At 56.8% G+C, this 15921-nt stretch carries 18 protein-coding genes; 6 read left to right on the forward strand and 12 right to left on the reverse strand.

Annotated elements, in window-relative coordinates:
• Window position 1: 1 nt before the first annotated feature.
• The 4 genes from RVY89_RS08805 to RVY89_RS08820 all read right to left on the reverse strand — a co-directional run bounded on the left by RVY89_RS08805 (window position 2) and on the right by RVY89_RS08820 (window position 3215).
• Window positions 2–2164 carry a bifunctional diguanylate cyclase/phosphodiesterase gene (locus RVY89_RS08805; protein WP_484827563.1) on the reverse strand — a complete coding sequence of 721 codons (2163 nt, stop codon included), beginning with the start codon at window positions 2162–2164 and terminating at the stop codon, window positions 2–4.
• Between the two features lie 84 nt (window positions 2165–2248).
• On the reverse strand, window positions 2249–2578 hold the full coding sequence (mdtI, locus tag RVY89_RS08810; protein ID WP_008502462.1) for a multidrug/spermidine efflux SMR transporter subunit MdtI: 330 nt from the start codon (window positions 2576–2578) through the stop codon (window positions 2249–2251).
• Window positions 2565–2927, reverse strand: a complete 363-nt coding sequence (mdtJ, locus tag RVY89_RS08815) for a multidrug/spermidine efflux SMR transporter subunit MdtJ (RefSeq protein WP_484827564.1) — start codon at window positions 2925–2927, stop codon at window positions 2565–2567. The genes mdtI and mdtJ overlap by 14 nt, the downstream gene beginning before the upstream one ends.
• 117 nt (window positions 2928–3044) lie before the next feature.
• Window positions 3045–3215 carry a protein YdgV gene (locus tag RVY89_RS08820; RefSeq protein ID WP_085930315.1) on the reverse strand — a complete coding sequence of 57 codons (171 nt, stop codon included), beginning with the start codon at window positions 3213–3215 and terminating at the stop codon, window positions 3045–3047.
• A gap of 133 nt (window positions 3216–3348) precedes the next feature.
• Between RVY89_RS08820 and RVY89_RS08825 the strand changes: the two genes are divergently transcribed.
• Window positions 3349–4383, forward strand: a complete 1035-nt coding sequence (locus RVY89_RS08825) for an AI-2E family transporter (RefSeq protein ID WP_484827565.1) — start codon at window positions 3349–3351, stop codon at window positions 4381–4383.
• A 3-nt stretch (window positions 4384–4386) separates the two neighbouring features.
• On the opposite strand, the gene RVY89_RS08830 is transcribed toward RVY89_RS08825, so the two are convergent.
• Window positions 4387–5334: a zinc-dependent alcohol dehydrogenase family protein gene (locus RVY89_RS08830; RefSeq protein WP_484827922.1), complete on the reverse strand. Its 948-nt coding sequence runs from the start codon at window positions 5332–5334 to the stop codon at window positions 4387–4389.
• A 25-nt stretch (window positions 5335–5359) separates the two neighbouring features.
• The gene (locus RVY89_RS08835) at window positions 5360–6385 is read right to left on the reverse strand and encodes an LLM class flavin-dependent oxidoreductase (protein WP_484827566.1); all 1026 of its coding nucleotides are present in this window, start codon (window positions 6383–6385) and stop codon (window positions 5360–5362) included.
• 178 nt (window positions 6386–6563) lie between these two features.
• Between RVY89_RS08835 and yajD the strand changes: the two genes are divergently transcribed.
• Window positions 6564–6911, forward strand: a complete 348-nt coding sequence (gene yajD / locus RVY89_RS08840) for an HNH nuclease YajD (protein WP_006808895.1) — start codon at window positions 6564–6566, stop codon at window positions 6909–6911.
• Between the two features lie 49 nt (window positions 6912–6960).
• Here yajD and RVY89_RS08845 read toward each other — a convergent pair whose 3' ends face one another.
• On the reverse strand, window positions 6961–7728 hold the full coding sequence (locus tag RVY89_RS08845) for an arylamine N-acetyltransferase family protein (protein WP_484827567.1): 768 nt from the start codon (window positions 7726–7728) through the stop codon (window positions 6961–6963).
• A 96-nt stretch (window positions 7729–7824) separates the two neighbouring features.
• On the opposite strand from RVY89_RS08845, the gene RVY89_RS08850 reads away from it, so the two are divergent.
• On the forward strand, window positions 7825–9279 hold the full coding sequence (locus RVY89_RS08850) for an aminotransferase-like domain-containing protein (protein WP_484827568.1): 1455 nt from the start codon (window positions 7825–7827) through the stop codon (window positions 9277–9279).
• On the opposite strand, the gene RVY89_RS08855 is transcribed toward RVY89_RS08850, so the two are convergent.
• Window positions 9251–10135 (reverse strand): LysR family transcriptional regulator, encoded by an 885-nt coding sequence (locus tag RVY89_RS08855; protein ID WP_484827569.1) that lies wholly within the window; start codon window positions 10133–10135, stop codon window positions 9251–9253. The genes RVY89_RS08850 and RVY89_RS08855 overlap by 29 nt on opposite strands.
• 128 nt (window positions 10136–10263) lie before the next feature.
• On the opposite strand from RVY89_RS08855, the gene RVY89_RS08860 reads away from it, so the two are divergent.
• Entirely contained in the window at window positions 10264–11244 is a 981-nt protein-coding gene (locus RVY89_RS08860) for an NAD(P)H-dependent flavin oxidoreductase (RefSeq protein ID WP_484827570.1), read from the forward strand.
• A gap of 66 nt (window positions 11245–11310) precedes the next feature.
• Here the strand turns inward: RVY89_RS08860 and RVY89_RS08865 are convergent, their stop codons facing one another.
• Window positions 11311–11757 carry a hypothetical protein gene (locus RVY89_RS08865; protein WP_484827571.1) on the reverse strand — a complete coding sequence of 149 codons (447 nt, stop codon included), beginning with the start codon at window positions 11755–11757 and terminating at the stop codon, window positions 11311–11313.
• A 75-nt stretch (window positions 11758–11832) separates the two neighbouring features.
• On the reverse strand, window positions 11833–12888 hold the full coding sequence (locus RVY89_RS08870; protein WP_484827572.1) for an SDR family oxidoreductase: 1056 nt from the start codon (window positions 12886–12888) through the stop codon (window positions 11833–11835).
• 97 nt (window positions 12889–12985) lie between these two features.
• Here RVY89_RS08870 and RVY89_RS08875 point away from each other — a divergent pair, with 97 nt between their 5' ends.
• Together RVY89_RS08875 and RVY89_RS08880 are read left to right on the forward strand one after the other, a co-directional pair.
• Entirely contained in the window at window positions 12986–13873 is an 888-nt protein-coding gene (locus RVY89_RS08875) for a LysR family transcriptional regulator (RefSeq protein ID WP_484827573.1), read from the forward strand.
• 82 nt (window positions 13874–13955) lie between these two features.
• Window positions 13956–14225, forward strand: a complete 270-nt coding sequence (locus RVY89_RS08880; RefSeq protein WP_484827574.1) for a hypothetical protein — start codon at window positions 13956–13958, stop codon at window positions 14223–14225.
• A gap of 12 nt (window positions 14226–14237) precedes the next feature.
• Here RVY89_RS08880 and umuC read toward each other — a convergent pair whose 3' ends face one another.
• A complete protein-coding gene (umuC, locus tag RVY89_RS08885) occupies window positions 14238–15500 on the reverse strand; it encodes a translesion error-prone DNA polymerase V subunit UmuC (protein ID WP_484827575.1) in 1263 nt (420 codons plus the stop codon).
• A complete protein-coding gene (umuD, locus tag RVY89_RS08890; RefSeq protein WP_024909162.1) occupies window positions 15484–15918 on the reverse strand; it encodes a translesion error-prone DNA polymerase V autoproteolytic subunit in 435 nt (144 codons plus the stop codon). The genes umuC and umuD overlap by 17 nt, the downstream gene beginning before the upstream one ends.
• Window positions 15919–15921 lie beyond the last annotated feature (3 nt).

A 15921-nucleotide genomic window follows, 5' to 3' on the forward strand; every position in this document is an offset into this window, starting at 1 on the left:
ATCAGCAGCGTCTGACCTTTCGTAACGCTCTTATTGACCCAATCGGCATCGGCTGGCTGAACCAAAAACCCTGCAGTTGATCGCAGCCAGCCAGCCGCAGCAGTTTCATTTGCTTCTCAGTTTCCACCCCTTCTGCCACCACAGCCATGCCCAGCGCATTGGCGATCCGCACCGTGCCGCTCACCAGCGCGGCCGCCTGTTCATCGTGGTCCACCAGCCCGGCCAGGGATTTATCGATCTTGATGGTGTCGAAGTTAAAACGCCGCAAATAGCCAATGCTGGAATAGCCGGTCCCAAAATCATCCAGCGCCACCGCGGTGCCCAACGCTTTAAGATTGGCTATCGCCATGCGGGCACGCTCCGGGTTTTCCAGCACATAGGACTCCGTGACCTCAAGCTGCAGTCGTTGGGCCGGGAAACGGGTGGTCTCCAGCACGCTGGCCACTTTGTCTTCGAAGGCGGGATCGCGAAACTGCGCGGGGGAGATATTAACGGAGAGCTTTAAGTCGCCGTACGGCTGCAGATCCTGGCAGGCCCGCTGCAACACAAACTGGCCCAGCTTGTAAATCAGACCGCTGGTCTCCGCGATGGTGATAAAAATATCCGGCCCAAGCGGCCCGTCAGGGCGACGCGGCCAGCGGACCAGCGCCTCGACGCTGATCATTGTCTGGCTGTGGGCGTCAATAATCGGCTGATACCAGACATCAAACTCATCGCGTTCCAGACCGTCACGAATCTGATTTTCAATCGCCAGCTTGCGTTCCCGGACGTTGTTCAGCTCCGCGTCGTAGTGGGTGATACGCCCTTTCCCGCTCATTTTGGCATGGTACATGGCAATATCGGCGCGGCGAAACAGCTCGGAGCTGGTGCATTCAATCAGAGTTCCGCTGGCGATACCGATACTGGCCCCGATATGGATCGTGCGTTCCCCCAGCTGAATCGGGGTGGTGAGAAAATCCAGCACCGAAACGGCAAAGGCGGTGGCCTGCGCCTCTGCATCATCACCGCCGATGGTCATGGCAAACTCATCCCCGCCCATACGCGCCAGCATTCCCCCCGGCGGCACGCGTTCACTCAGCGTTTTCGCAATCGCCACGATGAGATCGTCTCCGACGCTGTGGCCGTAGATGTCATTCACGTCTTTAAAACCATCCAGATCGATAAACACCACGCTTTTGACGTCGATATCCCCGCGCAAACTCACCCGATCCAGCGCTTCGATGAGCGCTCGTCGGTTCGGCAGATGGCTTAGCCAGTCCGTTCTCGCCACCAGACGCGCCTGGCTTTCTCCTCGCGCAAGCTTGTACAGCCCCACGCTGCTCACCAGAATAAAGAGCAGGATCAGGGCCGATGCCAGCACAACAATCTGCGTGATATCAGAGGATGCCGCCCGGGCGGCCTGCGCCCCAGGAAGCCGTGCCTGCCAGTTAAGATAGCCCAGCAGCTCCCCTGCCGAACTGCGCAGCGGCATACTCAGTTCGTTAATTTTTTCCGGCGTAAAGTGAAGGTTATCGATCTGAAAGGTCGCCCCCAGTTCGGACAAGATCCTGGCGTTCAGATGACGGGTGATCACCAGATAGCGGCGCGTTCCGTCGGTAACCTTTAATCTTCCGACCATCGGGCGAATCAGCCCAATACCCACAAAGGCGACGCCGCTTCGCGTTTTGCTGATCCCGGCATAGATATTTTTATCGCCTGATAGGGCGCGCGCGTGCTGAGCAATAAGGGCTTTCAGCCCCTTACCGAAAAAATCGAGATTCGTCTCCTGAAATGGCTGACTTTGATACGATCCCCAGATGACATTGAAATGCTCATCAAGCACGAAGGTGCCATCATAGAGGTTGTTGATTTTAAAGCCGGCGCCCCAGGTGTTATACAGCCAGTCGGTATCGAGCGTGGGACGGTAGGCCTCCCGCACCGCATCGTCCCAGACGGCGTTATCCAGCACCAGCGAGGAGACGCGGTTAACCGATGTCTGAATGGCACCCTGTACGGAAAGCGCCGTGCGGTGTTCATCAATTTCATTGGTTTTGGTGCTGATAAGATGCAGGGAAAGATAGAGGAGTGCGACGACGGAGATGATTAAGCCGATGCCCGCCATAAAGACCATGGCAAACAACGTTCTCGCGGTGGGAATATTGCGCCAGCTTAATGTGCGATACATCAGCCATCCTCTTTAAGGTTTTGCTTTTCTAAGCGTAATACAGGCAGCGAATTTCGCTGCCTGTAAAGGATGGCTTTATGAACGTCAGGCAAGTTTTATCATAATCATACCTGCAAGCAGCAGGATGAGTCCCATCCAGCCCTTGTTATTTAAACGCTGACCGAAGAGCACCCAGCCTGCGGCCAGCGTGGCGGCGATACCAAAACCGCCCCACAGCGCATAGGCCACCGAAAGATCGATCCCTTTTACCGCCTGGGACAGCGCGCTGAACGCCCCCAGAACCGCGGCAATCGACATCAGGCCGTAGAGTTTACGGCGAAAACCATCGGAGAATTTCAGCAGGACGTTCGCCAGAATTTCCAGCACGATGGCGAACCCCAGCCAGGCAGCATGAACCCACTCAAACTGTTGCATGGTTCTGCTCCTTCTGCTGTTTGGCAGGTTTACGGGTGCCCGATTTAATCAGCACAATACCCGCGACCAGCGTCGTTAACCCGGCGACCTTCATTGTTGTTAATGTTTCGTCAAATATCAGCACGCTGAACAGCGTGATCAACAAAATACCGATCCCTTCCCACAGTGCATACGCGACGCCCAGCGCAATTTTTTTCACCGCAAACGAGAGGAAAATATAAGAAAGCGAAATCATTACCAGCATCAAAATAAAACCGGTGTTGCCATCGCTGACGCTTGCCCATTTCATAGACAGCGTGCCGGTAATTTCAGCGACGATAGCCAGCGCTAATAGGATCCAGTAAAACATGTTTTTCTCCTGCTTGAGAATATAATCCATCGTGGCCCGCTGCGTGCAGCAAACCAAAAAATACGAATTGAAATCAGACAGCTAAGCGCTTAGCGCCAGCTCAGGCAGAAGAAATGACTATAGTGCGGTGCGCCAGTGTTGCTCACCAGAAAGCAGGCAGAAAGAGGTGGAGTATACAGCAGTATTGTTTGAAGAGTACGTCCTGAACATATTGTCCATAAAATTACAATTATCCGCGTTGTTGCTTCTCGTCTTTGCGGATGAAAATTGTCCTCGGTAGTTAAACACACCAAATTTGTACCATAAGCCAGGATTTTACTCAAAGTCTTTGCAATTCTTTACCCATCCCGTTTGATTTTGGTTAGTTTATTGCAATGCCTTTCACCTTTATTATAAATATAAAGAAAATTTCGGAGTCACCATGGCTAAACCCATCATTACCCTGAACGGGTTAAAAATTGTCATCATGCTGGGCATGCTGGTGATCATACTGACGGGCGTGCGCTTCGCCGCCGACATTATTGTGCCCTTTATTCTGGCCCTGTTTATTGCGGTGATCCTCAACCCGCTGGTACAGCGCATGACGCGGCTACGCATTCCGCGCGTGCTGGCCATCACGCTGCTTATCAGCATCATTATCGTGGCGATGGTACTGCTGGTGGCTTATCTGGGTACCTCGCTCAATGAACTGGCGCGAACGCTGCCGAAATACCGCTCTTCGCTGGCAATACCGCTGCTGCAGCTGGAGCCCTGGCTGCAGCGTGCGGGTATCGAAGTCTCGGTTGAAGAACTGCTGAAATATATCGACCCCAACGCGGCGATGACGATCGTCACCAGCCTGCTGGCGCAGCTTTCCAATGCCATGACCTCCATTTTCCTGCTGTTCTTAACGGTGGTGTTTATGCTGCTGGAGGTGCCGCAGCTTCCTGCAAAGCTGCAGCAGATAATGGTCCGTCCGGTTGAAGGAATGGGGGCGATTCAGCGCGCGCTGGACAGCGTCTCCCGCTATCTGGTGCTGAAAACCGCCATTAGCCTGGTGACGGGCGTTGTCGTCTGGGTGATGCTTCTGGCGCTGGACGTTCGCTTTGCGTTTGTCTGGGGGTTACTGGCGTTTGCGCTTAACTACATTCCCAACATCGGCTCCGTGCTGGCGGCGATCCCCCCTATTCTTCAGGTGCTGGTTTTCAGCGGGCTTTATGACGCGCTGATCCTGCTGGCCGGATACCTGGTCATCAATCTGGTGTTCGGTAACATTCTTGAGCCACGCATGATGGGTCGAGGGCTGGGACTCTCCACGCTGGTGGTCTTTTTGTCCCTGATATTCTGGGGCTGGCTGCTCGGGCCGGTTGGGATGCTGCTCTCCGTCCCGCTCACCATCATCGTCAAGATTAGCCTGGAGCAGACGGCGGGCGGGCAAAGCATCGCCGTGCTGCTGAGCGATATGAGCCATAAATAGCCGTCATTCCGCCATCGACAGGAGGGGCTTGCGGGTCCTTCCTCCTTCACGATAAGCGCTGAGCGCCTTCTGCCAATCCGCCAGCGGGTACACCTTAACATCGCTGTACTCACTGTCGGGCAACGTCAGCCAGATGCGATCGAACTCCGCGCGCCACGCCTCAGCGCCGAGCGCATCCAGACCGTTTCGGATATGGAACCACGCCACGCGCGGCACGGGCCGCCGCTGTGTGAAGGTTTGCCCGGACAGCAGCCCGTAGCAGACAAACATGCCCTGCTCGGGCATGACGCTGAGGATCGCTTCCGCAAGCGGCCCGCCGGTGGCATCGTAGACGATATCGCTACGGGCGGCGACGGTGCCGATTCTGTTTGCGTCATGCTGCGCGACAGGCGTGATGCCCATCGCCTCCAGCCGTTCAGCATGCACGGCAGAACGGTGAATTCCGTACACCGCTTCCGCCCCCGCCTGACGCGCCCACTGCCCCAGCAGAATGGCGCAGTCCGATCCGGCAGCCGTGAGCAAGACCCGCTTTCCACGAGGCGGGTAGCGGGTCAGCATCATCTGCGCCGCCAGCGGGTTGATATAGGCCCGCGCGGCCAGATGTGCGTCGACAGCGTCCGGAACGGATATCGCATACTCTGCCGGGCAATCCACATAGCGCTGCCAGGTGCCCTGACCGCGCAGCGGCAGGACGCGCTTGCCCACCAGATGCTTAAACGAGGCGGGCGCCTCGGTGACAACCCCGACACCTTCATACCCCGCTACCGACGGTAACGGGGTTCTGTGGCGATAGGCGCCGGTGATGGGAATAAGATCGGACGCGTTGACCGGGGAATACAGCATCCGCACGCGGAGCTGGCCCGGCGCAAGCGCGCCCGGCGGCGCGATTTCAGGTTGCAGAACAGATTCTGGCTCGCCAAAACGGCGATACCAGAGGGCCAGATTTTCCATTACGATCTCAAGGCTGATAGCGGAACTACTCGCGCCAGCCCATTGCCGGTGCGACATGTTTGAGAATAGACTCAATCACGTGCGCATTATAATCCACGCCCAGCTGGTTCGGTACGGTCAGTAAGAGCGTATCCGCCTCGGCAATCGCCTCGTCCTTTTTCAGCTGTTCAACCAGCTTGTCCGGCTCCGCGGCATAGCTGCGCCCGAAGATGGCGCGCGTTTTCTCGTCAAGATACCCCACGCTATCGCTGTCGTTACGGCTGGCACCGAAATACATCCGGTCACGGTCGTCCATCAGCGCAAAAATACTGCGGCTAACCGACACGCGCGGCTCGCGCGTATGCCCAGCCTCTTTCCAGGCCTGACGGTACGCGCGGATCTGTTTTGCCTGCTGAATATGGAACGGCTCACCGGTTTCATCGTCCTTCAGGGTTGAACTTTGCAGGTTCATGCCCAGTTTTGCTGCCCACACGGCCGTCGCATTGGAACCGGCACCCCACCAGATACGCTCGCGCAGCTCTTCTGAATAAGGCTCCAGGCGCAGCAGCCCCGGCGGATTCGGGAACATTGGCTGCGGGTTCGGTTTGGCAAACCCTTCCCCACGCAGCACCTCAAGCAGCACCTCGGTATGACGACGCGCCATATCCGATTCGTTTTCCCCTTCCTGCGGGACATAGCCGAAATGACGCCAGCCATCAATAACCTGCTCCGGGGAGCCACGGCTGATGCCCAACTGCAGGCGACCGCCGGAAATCAGGTCCGCCGCACCCGCATCTTCAGCCATGTACATCGGATTCTCATAGCGCATATCGATTACGCCGGTGCCGATTTCGATGGTCTTCGTTTTTGCGCCAATGGCGGCCAGCAGTGGGAACGGCGAGCTAAGCTGTCGCGCGAAGTGATGCACGCGGAAATAGGCGCCGTCTGCCCCCAGCTCTTCAGCCGCCACGGCTAAATCGATGGACTGCAGCAGCGTATCGGCCGCCGAGCGCGTGCCGGACTGCGGTGAAGGCGTCCAGTGACCAAAGGATAAAAACCCGATCTTTTTCATAACCATGTGTCCTGATAATGCATTGCGTTCTGTCCACTTTACGCATTACCCGGTAAGAATAAATGCCGTTTATTTAACGGAAAGCATCAAATAAATTGACAGAATAGCGTGGTTCGTCATTCCGCCCCATAATGGGATATAATATCCCCCACTTTTTTCATGGCAGGTAAAACCGGCAATGGCTCTGATCCCTAAAAACTACGCGCGGCTGGAAAGCGGCTATCGCGAAAAAGCATTAAAAATCTATCCCTGGGTGTGCGGACGCTGCTCGCGCGAGTTTGTCTATTCCAATCTGCGTGAACTCACGGTTCACCATATCGATCACGACCATACCAACAATCCGGAAGATGGCAGCAACTGGGAGCTGTTGTGCCTGTTTTGCCACGATCACGAGCATTCGAAATACACCGAAGCGGATCAGTACGGCACCACCGTAGTCGCCGGGGAAGACGCGCAAAAAGACGTGGGCGTCGCCACGTTTAACCCGTTTGCCGATTTAAAAGCGATGATGAATAAGAAGAAGTAACCTTCGCTACCCATACCTGCATTTCAGGGGGCACAGGCCCCCTTCTGTTTTACGCGACTTTCAGCGCAAAACTGTTCTTCAGGACATGCCGAATTTCATCCTCCGCCAGTTTCCGCGTCTCAGTGCCGTTTGCGGTGATGGTTTTCAGCATATCGCCCAGTAAAATCTGGCGGCCCTCCGGGCTGTGCTGCACCACCACCCGCTTCTGCACAAAGATCGCATCCGGGTGCGTAGAGTTCAGGTAGTTGGCCGGAACGAAATCAATCCACTCCTGAGGCGTGAGATCGAAGCCGTATTGCCGGGCCCATTCGCCTTCCACCTTCGCCTCGAGCAAATACTCACCCTCCGCGCTGCGGCTCAGGCGAAACGTGTCGAAATCCTGGGGGATATCTACGTCAAGCGTGTCCAGCGCCATCGGCGCACGAATGCCGTAGCTGCCAAACCCGAGGTCGCAAAGCCACAGTCGGCTATCTACCTCAGCGATGAGCGCCATATGGGTTTTCGGCCGCCGCGCAGGGTAGAACATCGGACGCGCCGCCACGAAGCGGTAAGGTATCCCTAACGCCGCCAGCGCCATGGCAAAAAGCCCGTTTACCTCATAGCAGTAGCCGCCGCGCCCCTGCGTTAACACCTTATCGGCAATCTCGTCTGGCTCCAGCGAGACAACTTTGCCCGCCTGCACGTCCAGATTCTCAAAGGGGACGGAAAAGAGCTGATGGCGCATCAGCGCATGCAGGGTGGCCGTATCGGCAGCCGCCGGTCCGGTGTAGTTTATGCGTTTGAAATAGGTGGAAATATTGAAATTATCGCTGTGCATAGTGCCTCCTTGTCCTGAACATGGCGGACACTATAGATGGCGCGCATCATTGGCTGTATAGTCAGTTTTATCGAAAATTAGCCTGAACAGATACCCATGTCTGCCCCGTCCCACTCCTCTCCTCACTATCGCCGAATTGCGGATATGCTGCGTCTTACCATTACGTCTGGCGCGCTGCGCGCCGGTGACAGGATGATCTCCGCGCGTAAACTCGCCGAGCGCGAGCGCGTTAGCCTCCCGACGGCGCTGGAGGCCCTTCGCTGCCTTGAGGCTGAAGGGCTGATCGTTGCGCGCCCGCGTTCGGGTTATTACATCCGCCAGACCAGCCTGCCACCGCGTGCGGAGCCCGCGCGTTCCCCGGCAGGCCCGGTCCCCGTCACCCTGTCCGCCGTGGCCCGGTCGCTGTTCAGCAGTGCAGAAGCCCGGCTGATCCCGCTGGGTGCTGCCCTGCCCGATCCCGCGTGGCTGCCAGGAGATGCGCTGCAGCGGGCGCTGCACTCCGCGGGGCGTCGTCTGGACGCGCATGGGCAGAGCTACAGCCTGCCTCCGGGAAGGCGGGATTTGCGAAGTAAGATTGCCGCGCGTTCTGCACAGTGGGGAGCCCGTTTCGGCGCGGACGATCTTATTATCACCGCAGGCGCGACGCAGGCGCTGCGCCTGGCCCTGCGTGCCGTTTGTCAGCCGGGTGATGTGGTGGCGATTGAGCAGCCCGCCTACTTCGGCACGCTCCTGCTGCTGGAGGATTTAGGCCTGAAGGCCCTGGCGATCCCCACCGACCCTGTGGAAGGCCTGCTGCTGGAACCGCTGGCGGACGCCATTCGCTGCCATCGCCCCGCTGCCGTCCTGGCCTCACCCACCGTGCAAAACCCGTTGGGTGCCAGCATGCCCGTCGCGCGTAAGCAGGAACTGGTTGCCCTGCTTGAAGAGGCCGGGATTCCTCTGATTGAGGACGATGTTTACGGTGACCTGGTCGGCGAGGGGCAACGCCCTCCGGCCTGCAAAGCCTTCGACCAGAACGGGAATGTGATTTACTGCAGCTCCCTGTCTAAAACGCTTGCGCCGGGGTGGCGAATCGGTTGGATCGCCGCCGGACGCTATTACACGCATATCTTGCAGGCCCGCATGGCCGGAGACTGGGCAGGTGCGCCGCTGCTGGAAGCTGCGACGAGCGACGTTCTGGCGAACGGCGACTACGATCGCCATCTGAAGCGGCTGAAGCGCCGGATCGCAGAGGGCGTTCGCGCCGTCGTGGCGCAGGTCAAGGCGAGCTTTCCGCCCGGTACGCGCGTTAACGTGCCCGCTGCCGGTTTCCTGCTGTGGGTAGAACTGCCTCAGCAGGTCAACGCGCTGGAGGTGCATCGTCGCGCGCTGGCGCTGGGAATTGGCGTCAGCCCCGGTCCCCTGTTTTCTCCTGGCGCAGAACTTACGCACTTTCTGCGGCTAAACTGCGCAAACGAACCAACGCCCCGACTGCTCAATGCCGTAGGGCAGATTGGGGCTTTATGCCATGAACTGGCCGTCTTCACACCAGACTCTCCAGCCATTCGGTAAAGACCCGCACCTTACGGGAGAGATGACGGTGTGGGTAGAGCAGTGACAGCTTGCGGTCCGGCGAGCGATAGGCTGGCAAGACCTCAACCAGCAGGCCGCGGTTAATGTAAGGCTGGAGAAAGAGATTCATCCCCTGCATTACCCCGAGCCCGGCCAGGCCTGCCGCGATGTAGGCCTCGGAGTTATCCACCACGAGCTTACCGGGCAACGTCATCTCCGCGACGCCTTCTGGCGTGGTAAACGTCCACGGCTGAATATGTCTGCTTCTGGTATTAATCCAGTTGATGGCCTGATGCTTGCGTAAATCATCCGGCGTTTCTGGCGTACCGTGTTTTGCCAGCCAGGCCGGGCTGGCGCAGGTCGTGATTTTGATGTCCCCGATTTTACGTGCGATATAGTCGCCGTCGTCCAGTTCGCCCACCCGCAGCACGCAGTCCAGGCCATCCCGCAGCATATCCCGACGGCGGTCAGAGCTGCTCAGAATGATGTCTATCTCAGGATGCTGACGATAAAAATCAGGCAGATTGGGTATCACCCGCAGCGTCGCAAAAGAGACCGGCATATCCACGCGCAGCTGACCGTGTATTGCCCGGTCCGTACCAAACGCCTCCAGTAATTCGTCTGCCTGTGCCAGCAGAGGTTTGCTGCGGCGATAAAACGCTTCCCCATCCGGCGTCAGGCTAATCCGACGCGTTGTGCGCTGCAGGAGCCGCGTGCCGCTGTGTTGCTCCAGAAGCTGCAGCGCTTTGGTGACTGCCGGACGATGGATCTGCAGATTCTCCGCAGCCTGGGTAAGACTGCCTGACTCGACAATTTCAATAAAAATTCGAATAGATTCAAAGAGGTTTATTTGCATAAAGGATTTCAAACCGCGAACGGGATATTGTTATTGATTTTATAACAGTGATGAATCTTTTAGGCTATTTTTCCTAACAATATTGCACCATACACTCTCCCCCATTCAAACGTAAGGGAGAGTCTGCTATGAAAAATAACCGTATCTGTCAGATCCTGGGTATCGAAAAGCCTGTTATTCAGGGACCGTTATCCTGGCTTACCGATGCCCGCTTAGTTGCCGCGGTCAGCAATGCCGGAGGACTCGGCGTGCTGGGCCCCAACGCAGGGTTAACCGCCGATACCGCGGTCTCCACCCCGGAAGCGACCGCCGAAAAAATGCGGGAGGAAATTCGGAAAACCAAACGGCTGACCGAAAAACCCTTCGGCGTGAACCTGATCCCCACCGCCGTTAATGACGTCTGGACCGGGCCAATTCTTAAGGTGGTAAAAGAGGAAGGCGTCAGGGTCGTTGTGTATACGGGCTACGGGGAAGGCAGCATTATTCCCGCGCTGTTCAATGAGTTAAAAGAGGCGGGTATCGCCATTATCTACCGCGACATCAACCCAACGCCGGAGAACACACGTCTCGCAGAAGATCTGGGGGCAGACATTATCGTCGCCACCGGTTTTGACGAGGGCGGGACGCTACCCGCAACGGCGCTGGGCACCTTTTCCATCGTGCCGCTGATTGCCGACGCCGTGAAGCATGTTCCGGTGATGGCGGCGGGCGGTATTACCGATAATCGCACCGCCAGAGCGGCGCATGCGTTAGGTGCGGAAGGCGTGTTTGCCGGTTCGGTCTTTATCAGCACCGAAGAAAGCCGCGTGCCGCAGGAGGTCAAAGAGAAAATTGTTGCCGCCAACGGCCTGGACCTGCTGCTTTTCCGTACCGTTCCCCACTACTATCGTTCTCTTCCCGGCAGGCTGGCGGAAAAACTGGCGGCGATGGATATAGCAGGCGCAAGCAACGAAGCGCTGGGCAAGGCGATGGGAGGATTACGAGGCCTGCGCCTGGGCATGCTGGAAAATAATACCGATGAAGGTTATATCGCGCTCGGCACGGGGATCGGGAATATCCGCAGCGTGAAAAGCGTGGCCGAGGTTGTCGATGCGTTAACGGTTGAGTAAGCTCTTAACCCTGATGCTATGGACGCTGCCCGCGTGCGGCGTCCGCAAAGCGTCTGCGGTCCTTTTTCATAGATTGAGGAATGAGCGTTCTTTAATGACAGCGTCAGGATTGGCACTTTTTATCGCCGCCAGAAAAGCCGTGAAGTTATGATTCCATAGGGTGAGATTGTTATAAAACTGCACCTGCTTTTCACTAACACCATCACGGTAAATAACAATCCAGACCCGTCTGCTGTTTATCTCTGTATTCCCCGGTCTGATTTTAATGATGTTAGCCAGCGCAATTTTACGGGTGGCGTTGTTTTTAACTTCATATAAAAACTGGTCATCATAAAACCAGGTTTTACCTGCATTCCCGCCAAATATTGAGGGGTTGGCAGATATCTTTTTCATCCCGTTACGTTCTGAAATGATACGTTTTGCCTGGCGAATGCGTCTGACCAAAAAGCTTAACAGAATGAGAAGCGCAATGAGGGGCAGAGCGACTGATATCAATTTTAGACTTTCGTGCATATCCCTGCCCCACAATACATTCATTTTAACGCGTGAGTATAACGCGCCGATCGTTGATGACAACAACCCTTACGGTCAGGGAATAATCCGCGCGGCTCTCAGCTGCGCGAACAGGTGGAAAAACATCTCATCCGTCGCCTGCATTTGCGTAAAGCCCGCCCTGCGCAGCTTGCTCCCGTCACCAAACATGTCGTAGTTCCAGCTAAAGACAAAATCGGCAAACCGCCCGTCGCTCAGCTGCAGAATATCCGCTTCCACCAGCCGCTCTCCGGCAAGCTCGCGCCATACGCCGCGATAGTCCGTAAACAGCTGATGAAATGACAGCCTCACCGGCGGTGCAGAGTCCAGGTCAAACCAGCGTGCGATGCGCGGCCAGAGCTCGCTCCAGCGCCATATATCGCCATTGTTTACGTTGAAGGCCTGATTCTGTGCCGCAGGTGACGCGGCGGCCCACAATGTGGCCTCGGCCAGCAGCCCGGCGTCGGTATGGTCAACGATGCTGTGCCAGGTCTGTTCTGAACCGGGAAAACGCAGCGGTAACCCCAGCGCCTTGCACAGGGAGGCGTACAGAGCGATGCTCAGCGCAAGGTTCATGGCATTGCCCGGCACCGCGCTCCCCACCACACCCGGCCTGATGGCATTCCAGTGCCAGCCTTTCCCCCGCTGAAACTGGCTGAGCCACGCGAGCTGCGCGGCGTTAAATTCGGCACCCGGTACGCCGGGATCGCTTTCGCGCGCCGGCGTTTTAAACGGCCCCAGATGCACACCGTAGACTTTGTAGCCCTGCATCAGGCTTACCGTCTGCAGCGGTGCCGCTGTTTCGAGGGTGCTGACCAGGTTACGCAGCATGGTGACGTTCGGCTCAACCATGTCTTCCCAGTTCAGCGCGTTCGCCCAGGCGCTGTAAAAGAGATGGGTGACACCGTCCAGGGATCGCAGCGCCCGGGCGCTGTCCTTTTCATCCAGTAAATCGATCTTGACCATCGGAATGCCGTCAGGATGCGACCCGGCATGGCGGCTAAGGCCAATCACCTGCCACTGATGGTGCAGGAGCGTGTTGACCATCTGTCTGCCGACAATGCCGCTGGCGCCCGCGACCAGGGCGACGTTGTGTTGTTGCCTATTATTCATGGTGTTTCTCCGGAAAGGGTGACAGACGCAGTGTGATATATTATTTTTTCTGGAGATATCCCCTGAAACTGATGGCACTTATAAGCAGAATCATTAAATGAATAATAAGCTCAATGCCATTTCTACCTTTCTGCGCGTCGCTGAAGCGGGCTCGTTTTCAGCGGCTGCCCGTCAGACCGGTATTAAGCAGTCCGCCGTCAGTCAACAGATCGCGGCGCTTGAGGAATCGCTGGGTGTGGTACTCCTGCACCGTACGACGCGTACGATGAAGCTGACCGAACAGGGTGAACGTTACCGGCGTGATATGCAGCTTGTGCTGGACGCCATAGGGGAAGCGGAGAGGCGTTTACATCCTGTCGATCATAGCGTTCAGGGACGCGTCCATGTCCAGTTGCCGAGCGGCCTGGGGCAGATTTTTTTGCCGCATCTGCTGGCGCTGCAGCGTCTGCATCCCGAACTGCAGCTGATGCTTTCCCTGGATGACCGCCTTGCCGATCTGGTGACGGAGGGCGTGGATGTCGCGATACGGCTGAGCAGCGAGCCTCCGCAGGCGCACGCGGCTCGCGTGCTGGGGCGTATTGAAACCAAGCTGTTTGCCGCCCCCGGCTTTCAGGCGGTACGCGCCGTCAGCGAGCTGGCGACGCTGCCACACGTGCGGTTCAGCGGCATTCCGCTGGGTGCTCCCCTGCGCCTGATGTCTGACGAGGAGACGGTCGAGGTCAACGTGAATACCGTTTTCCGTGCCAACACCAGTGAGGCGCTGCTACAGGCGCTGGAGTCCGGCATTGGTATCGGCGGCATGCAGCAGCCGCTCGTGACACGCGCGCTGCAAACCGGCACGCTGGTACCGGTGCTGCCCGACTGGCGGTTACCCGATCGCTTTCTCTACGCCGTCTATCCAGATGCCCGCTTTATACCGCAACGCGTCAGAAAGGTCGTCAGCGTGATTGAGCAGTTACTGCCTGAAATAATAAAGAAAAACTGATTGTTTTCGCCGTAAATCACGTGCATTTTTTAACCGCAAAGAATAGAGTGTTTTTACCGTATACCCTCTTTCTGGAGCACTTATGCCGGATTACCGTTTTTTCCAAAAAGGCCCGAACCTCATTGCGATTGAGAGCGCAAACACCGATGCGGCTGCTCAGCTCATCGCTCAGGGGTTTGATAAACAGTTTGAGGAGATCGGCGCTGCGGATGAAAAAGAGGCGCTGACCCGCCTTGCGGATATCCGCAAAAATAATGAGATCGATCGCCATAACTTTCTGGCCGGAGCGGGCCAAATGCCGTGGATCGGCGTACTGACGGCTGCGGCAACCTGGTTGGCGCAAAAGAAATAACGCAGCCATCCTCTACTTCGCCACCGGTAAATCCGCGTACCGCGTCGTATAGGCCGGGGACAGCATCTCACGCTTCATCGCCCAGGATTTCTCAATTCCCTGCCCGGCAAACCATATTTTCCCTTTGCCGGAGTGATTTACGCTGTCGATCATCTCCATCAGCGCCGCGCTGTTGGCGCGCAGGCGATTATCGTCAAACAGGTTAAGCTGGGCGACGCCGCTGCTGAAAAAGTCCGCCAGCATGACTCCGGCCTTCATATAGCGATACCCGTCGAGCCATATCCGCCCCAGCGCCTCCGTGGCGGCGCGGATGATATCCCGCGAGTCATTGGTGGGCGTCATCAGGGTGACGGAAGCCTGATTGCCGTAATAAATTTCGTTGTCAGCATGCGGGCTGGTGCGCACAAACACGCTGATAAAACGACAGTATTGATGCTCGCCGCGCAGTTTCTCTGCGGCGCGTTCCGCATAGGCACAAATCGCCTGGTGCATCTCTTCATATTGCGTAATACGGTGTCCAAACGAACGGCTACAGATGATTTGCTGCTTCGTGGGGGTGTACTCTTCCAGGTCAAGACAGGGCTCACCGCGAAGCTCGCGCGCCGTACGCTCCAGCACCACGTTAAAATGTTTGCGAATGACCCACGAGGAGGCCTCCGCCAGCTCCAGCGCCGTGGTAATCCCCATCGCGTTCAGTTTTTTCGTGATGCGCCGCCCTACGCCCCATACCTCCTCTACCGGAACCTTTGCCAGCAGTTTACGCTGCCGCTCGCGGCCCGACAGTTCGACCACGCCGCCGGTACTGGCCCACCGTTTCGCCGCATAGTTGGCCAGCTTTGCCAGCGTTTTTGTCGGGGCAATGCCGACGCCAACGGTTAAGCCCGTATTTTTTAAGACCTGCGTGCGCATCTGGTGTCCGAACGTTTCCAGTGCAAGGCAGTTACCGATCCCTGAAACGTTCACGAACGCCTCGTCAATCGAGTAAATTTCTATGGCCGGAGCGAGATCGGTCAGCGTCTGCATCACCCGACTGCTGAGATCGGCATACAGCGCATAGTTCGAGCTAAAGACGTAAACCCGCGACGGGTATAGCTTCTCTTTGAATTTAAAATAGGGCTCACCCATTTTTATGCCGAACTGCTTTGCCTCCCGCGACAGTGAAATAATGCAGCCGTCGTTGTTGGACACCACCACGATGGGCTTCCCCTCAAGATCGGGGCGAAATACCTTCTCGCAGGAGGCATAGAAGCTGTTCACATCAACCAGCGCGAACATGTTTATGCGTTTTAAGCGTGTGGGTGACGACACCGAAGATTTGCAGCTCCTCTTCGGACTGAAAGGTAATCGGCTGATACCGGGCGTTATGTGGCAATAGCCTCAGAACCGGGCGCGTCTGTAGCTCCTTCACCGTAAACTCACCGGCGACCGACGCCACAACGATGTCCCCATGTTCGGCATTTAACGAGCGGTCAACCACCAGCAGATCGCCGTCGCCGATCCCCGCGCCAATCATGGAGTCTCCACTCACCTTGATAAAATAGGTCGCACTGGGGTGTCTCACTGCCAGCCGGTTAAGATCGAGACGATCCTCCACATAATCCTGCGCCGGGCTGGGGAAACCACAGGCTACACGCTCTGCAAACAACGGTAATTCAATAGATTGGTTTGGGTGATAAGAAAAGAGAGTGTCCATAAT

The sequence above is a fragment of the Enterobacter sp. 3U4 genome (assembly GCF_057224565.1).

Coding starts and splice junctions, on each gene's coding strand:
- RVY89_RS08805 (WP_484827563.1), bottom strand. CDS start 2,164: ATGTATCGCACATTAAGCTGGCGCAATATTCCCACCGCGAGAACGTTG.
- mdtI (WP_008502462.1), bottom strand. CDS start 2,578: ATGCAACAGTTTGAGTGGGTTCATGCTGCCTGGCTGGGGTTCGCCATC.
- mdtJ (WP_484827564.1), bottom strand. CDS start 2,927: ATGTTTTACTGGATCCTATTAGCGCTGGCTATCGTCGCTGAAATTACC.
- RVY89_RS08825 (WP_484827565.1), top strand. CDS start 3,349: ATGGCTAAACCCATCATTACCCTGAACGGGTTAAAAATTGTCATCATG.
- RVY89_RS08830 (WP_484827922.1), bottom strand. CDS start 5,334: ATGGAAAATCTGGCCCTCTGGTATCGCCGTTTTGGCGAGCCAGAATCT.
- RVY89_RS08835 (WP_484827566.1), bottom strand. CDS start 6,385: ATGAAAAAGATCGGGTTTTTATCCTTTGGTCACTGGACGCCTTCACCG.
- yajD (WP_006808895.1), top strand. CDS start 6,564: ATGGCTCTGATCCCTAAAAACTACGCGCGGCTGGAAAGCGGCTATCGC.
- RVY89_RS08845 (WP_484827567.1), bottom strand. CDS start 7,728: ATGCACAGCGATAATTTCAATATTTCCACCTATTTCAAACGCATAAAC.
- RVY89_RS08850 (WP_484827568.1), top strand. CDS start 7,825: ATGTCTGCCCCGTCCCACTCCTCTCCTCACTATCGCCGAATTGCGGAT.
- RVY89_RS08855 (WP_484827569.1), bottom strand. CDS start 10,135: ATGCAAATAAACCTCTTTGAATCTATTCGAATTTTTATTGAAATTGTC.
- RVY89_RS08860 (WP_484827570.1), top strand. CDS start 10,264: ATGAAAAATAACCGTATCTGTCAGATCCTGGGTATCGAAAAGCCTGTT.
- RVY89_RS08865 (WP_484827571.1), bottom strand. CDS start 11,757: ATGCACGAAAGTCTAAAATTGATATCAGTCGCTCTGCCCCTCATTGCG.
- RVY89_RS08870 (WP_484827572.1), bottom strand. CDS start 12,888: ATGAATAATAGGCAACAACACAACGTCGCCCTGGTCGCGGGCGCCAGC.
- RVY89_RS08875 (WP_484827573.1), top strand. CDS start 12,986: ATGAATAATAAGCTCAATGCCATTTCTACCTTTCTGCGCGTCGCTGAA.
- RVY89_RS08880 (WP_484827574.1), top strand. CDS start 13,956: ATGCCGGATTACCGTTTTTTCCAAAAAGGCCCGAACCTCATTGCGATT.
- umuC (WP_484827575.1), bottom strand. CDS start 15,500: ATGTTCGCGCTGGTTGATGTGAACAGCTTCTATGCCTCCTGCGAGAAG.
- umuD (WP_024909162.1), bottom strand. CDS start 15,918: ATGGACACTCTCTTTTCTTATCACCCAAACCAATCTATTGAATTACCG.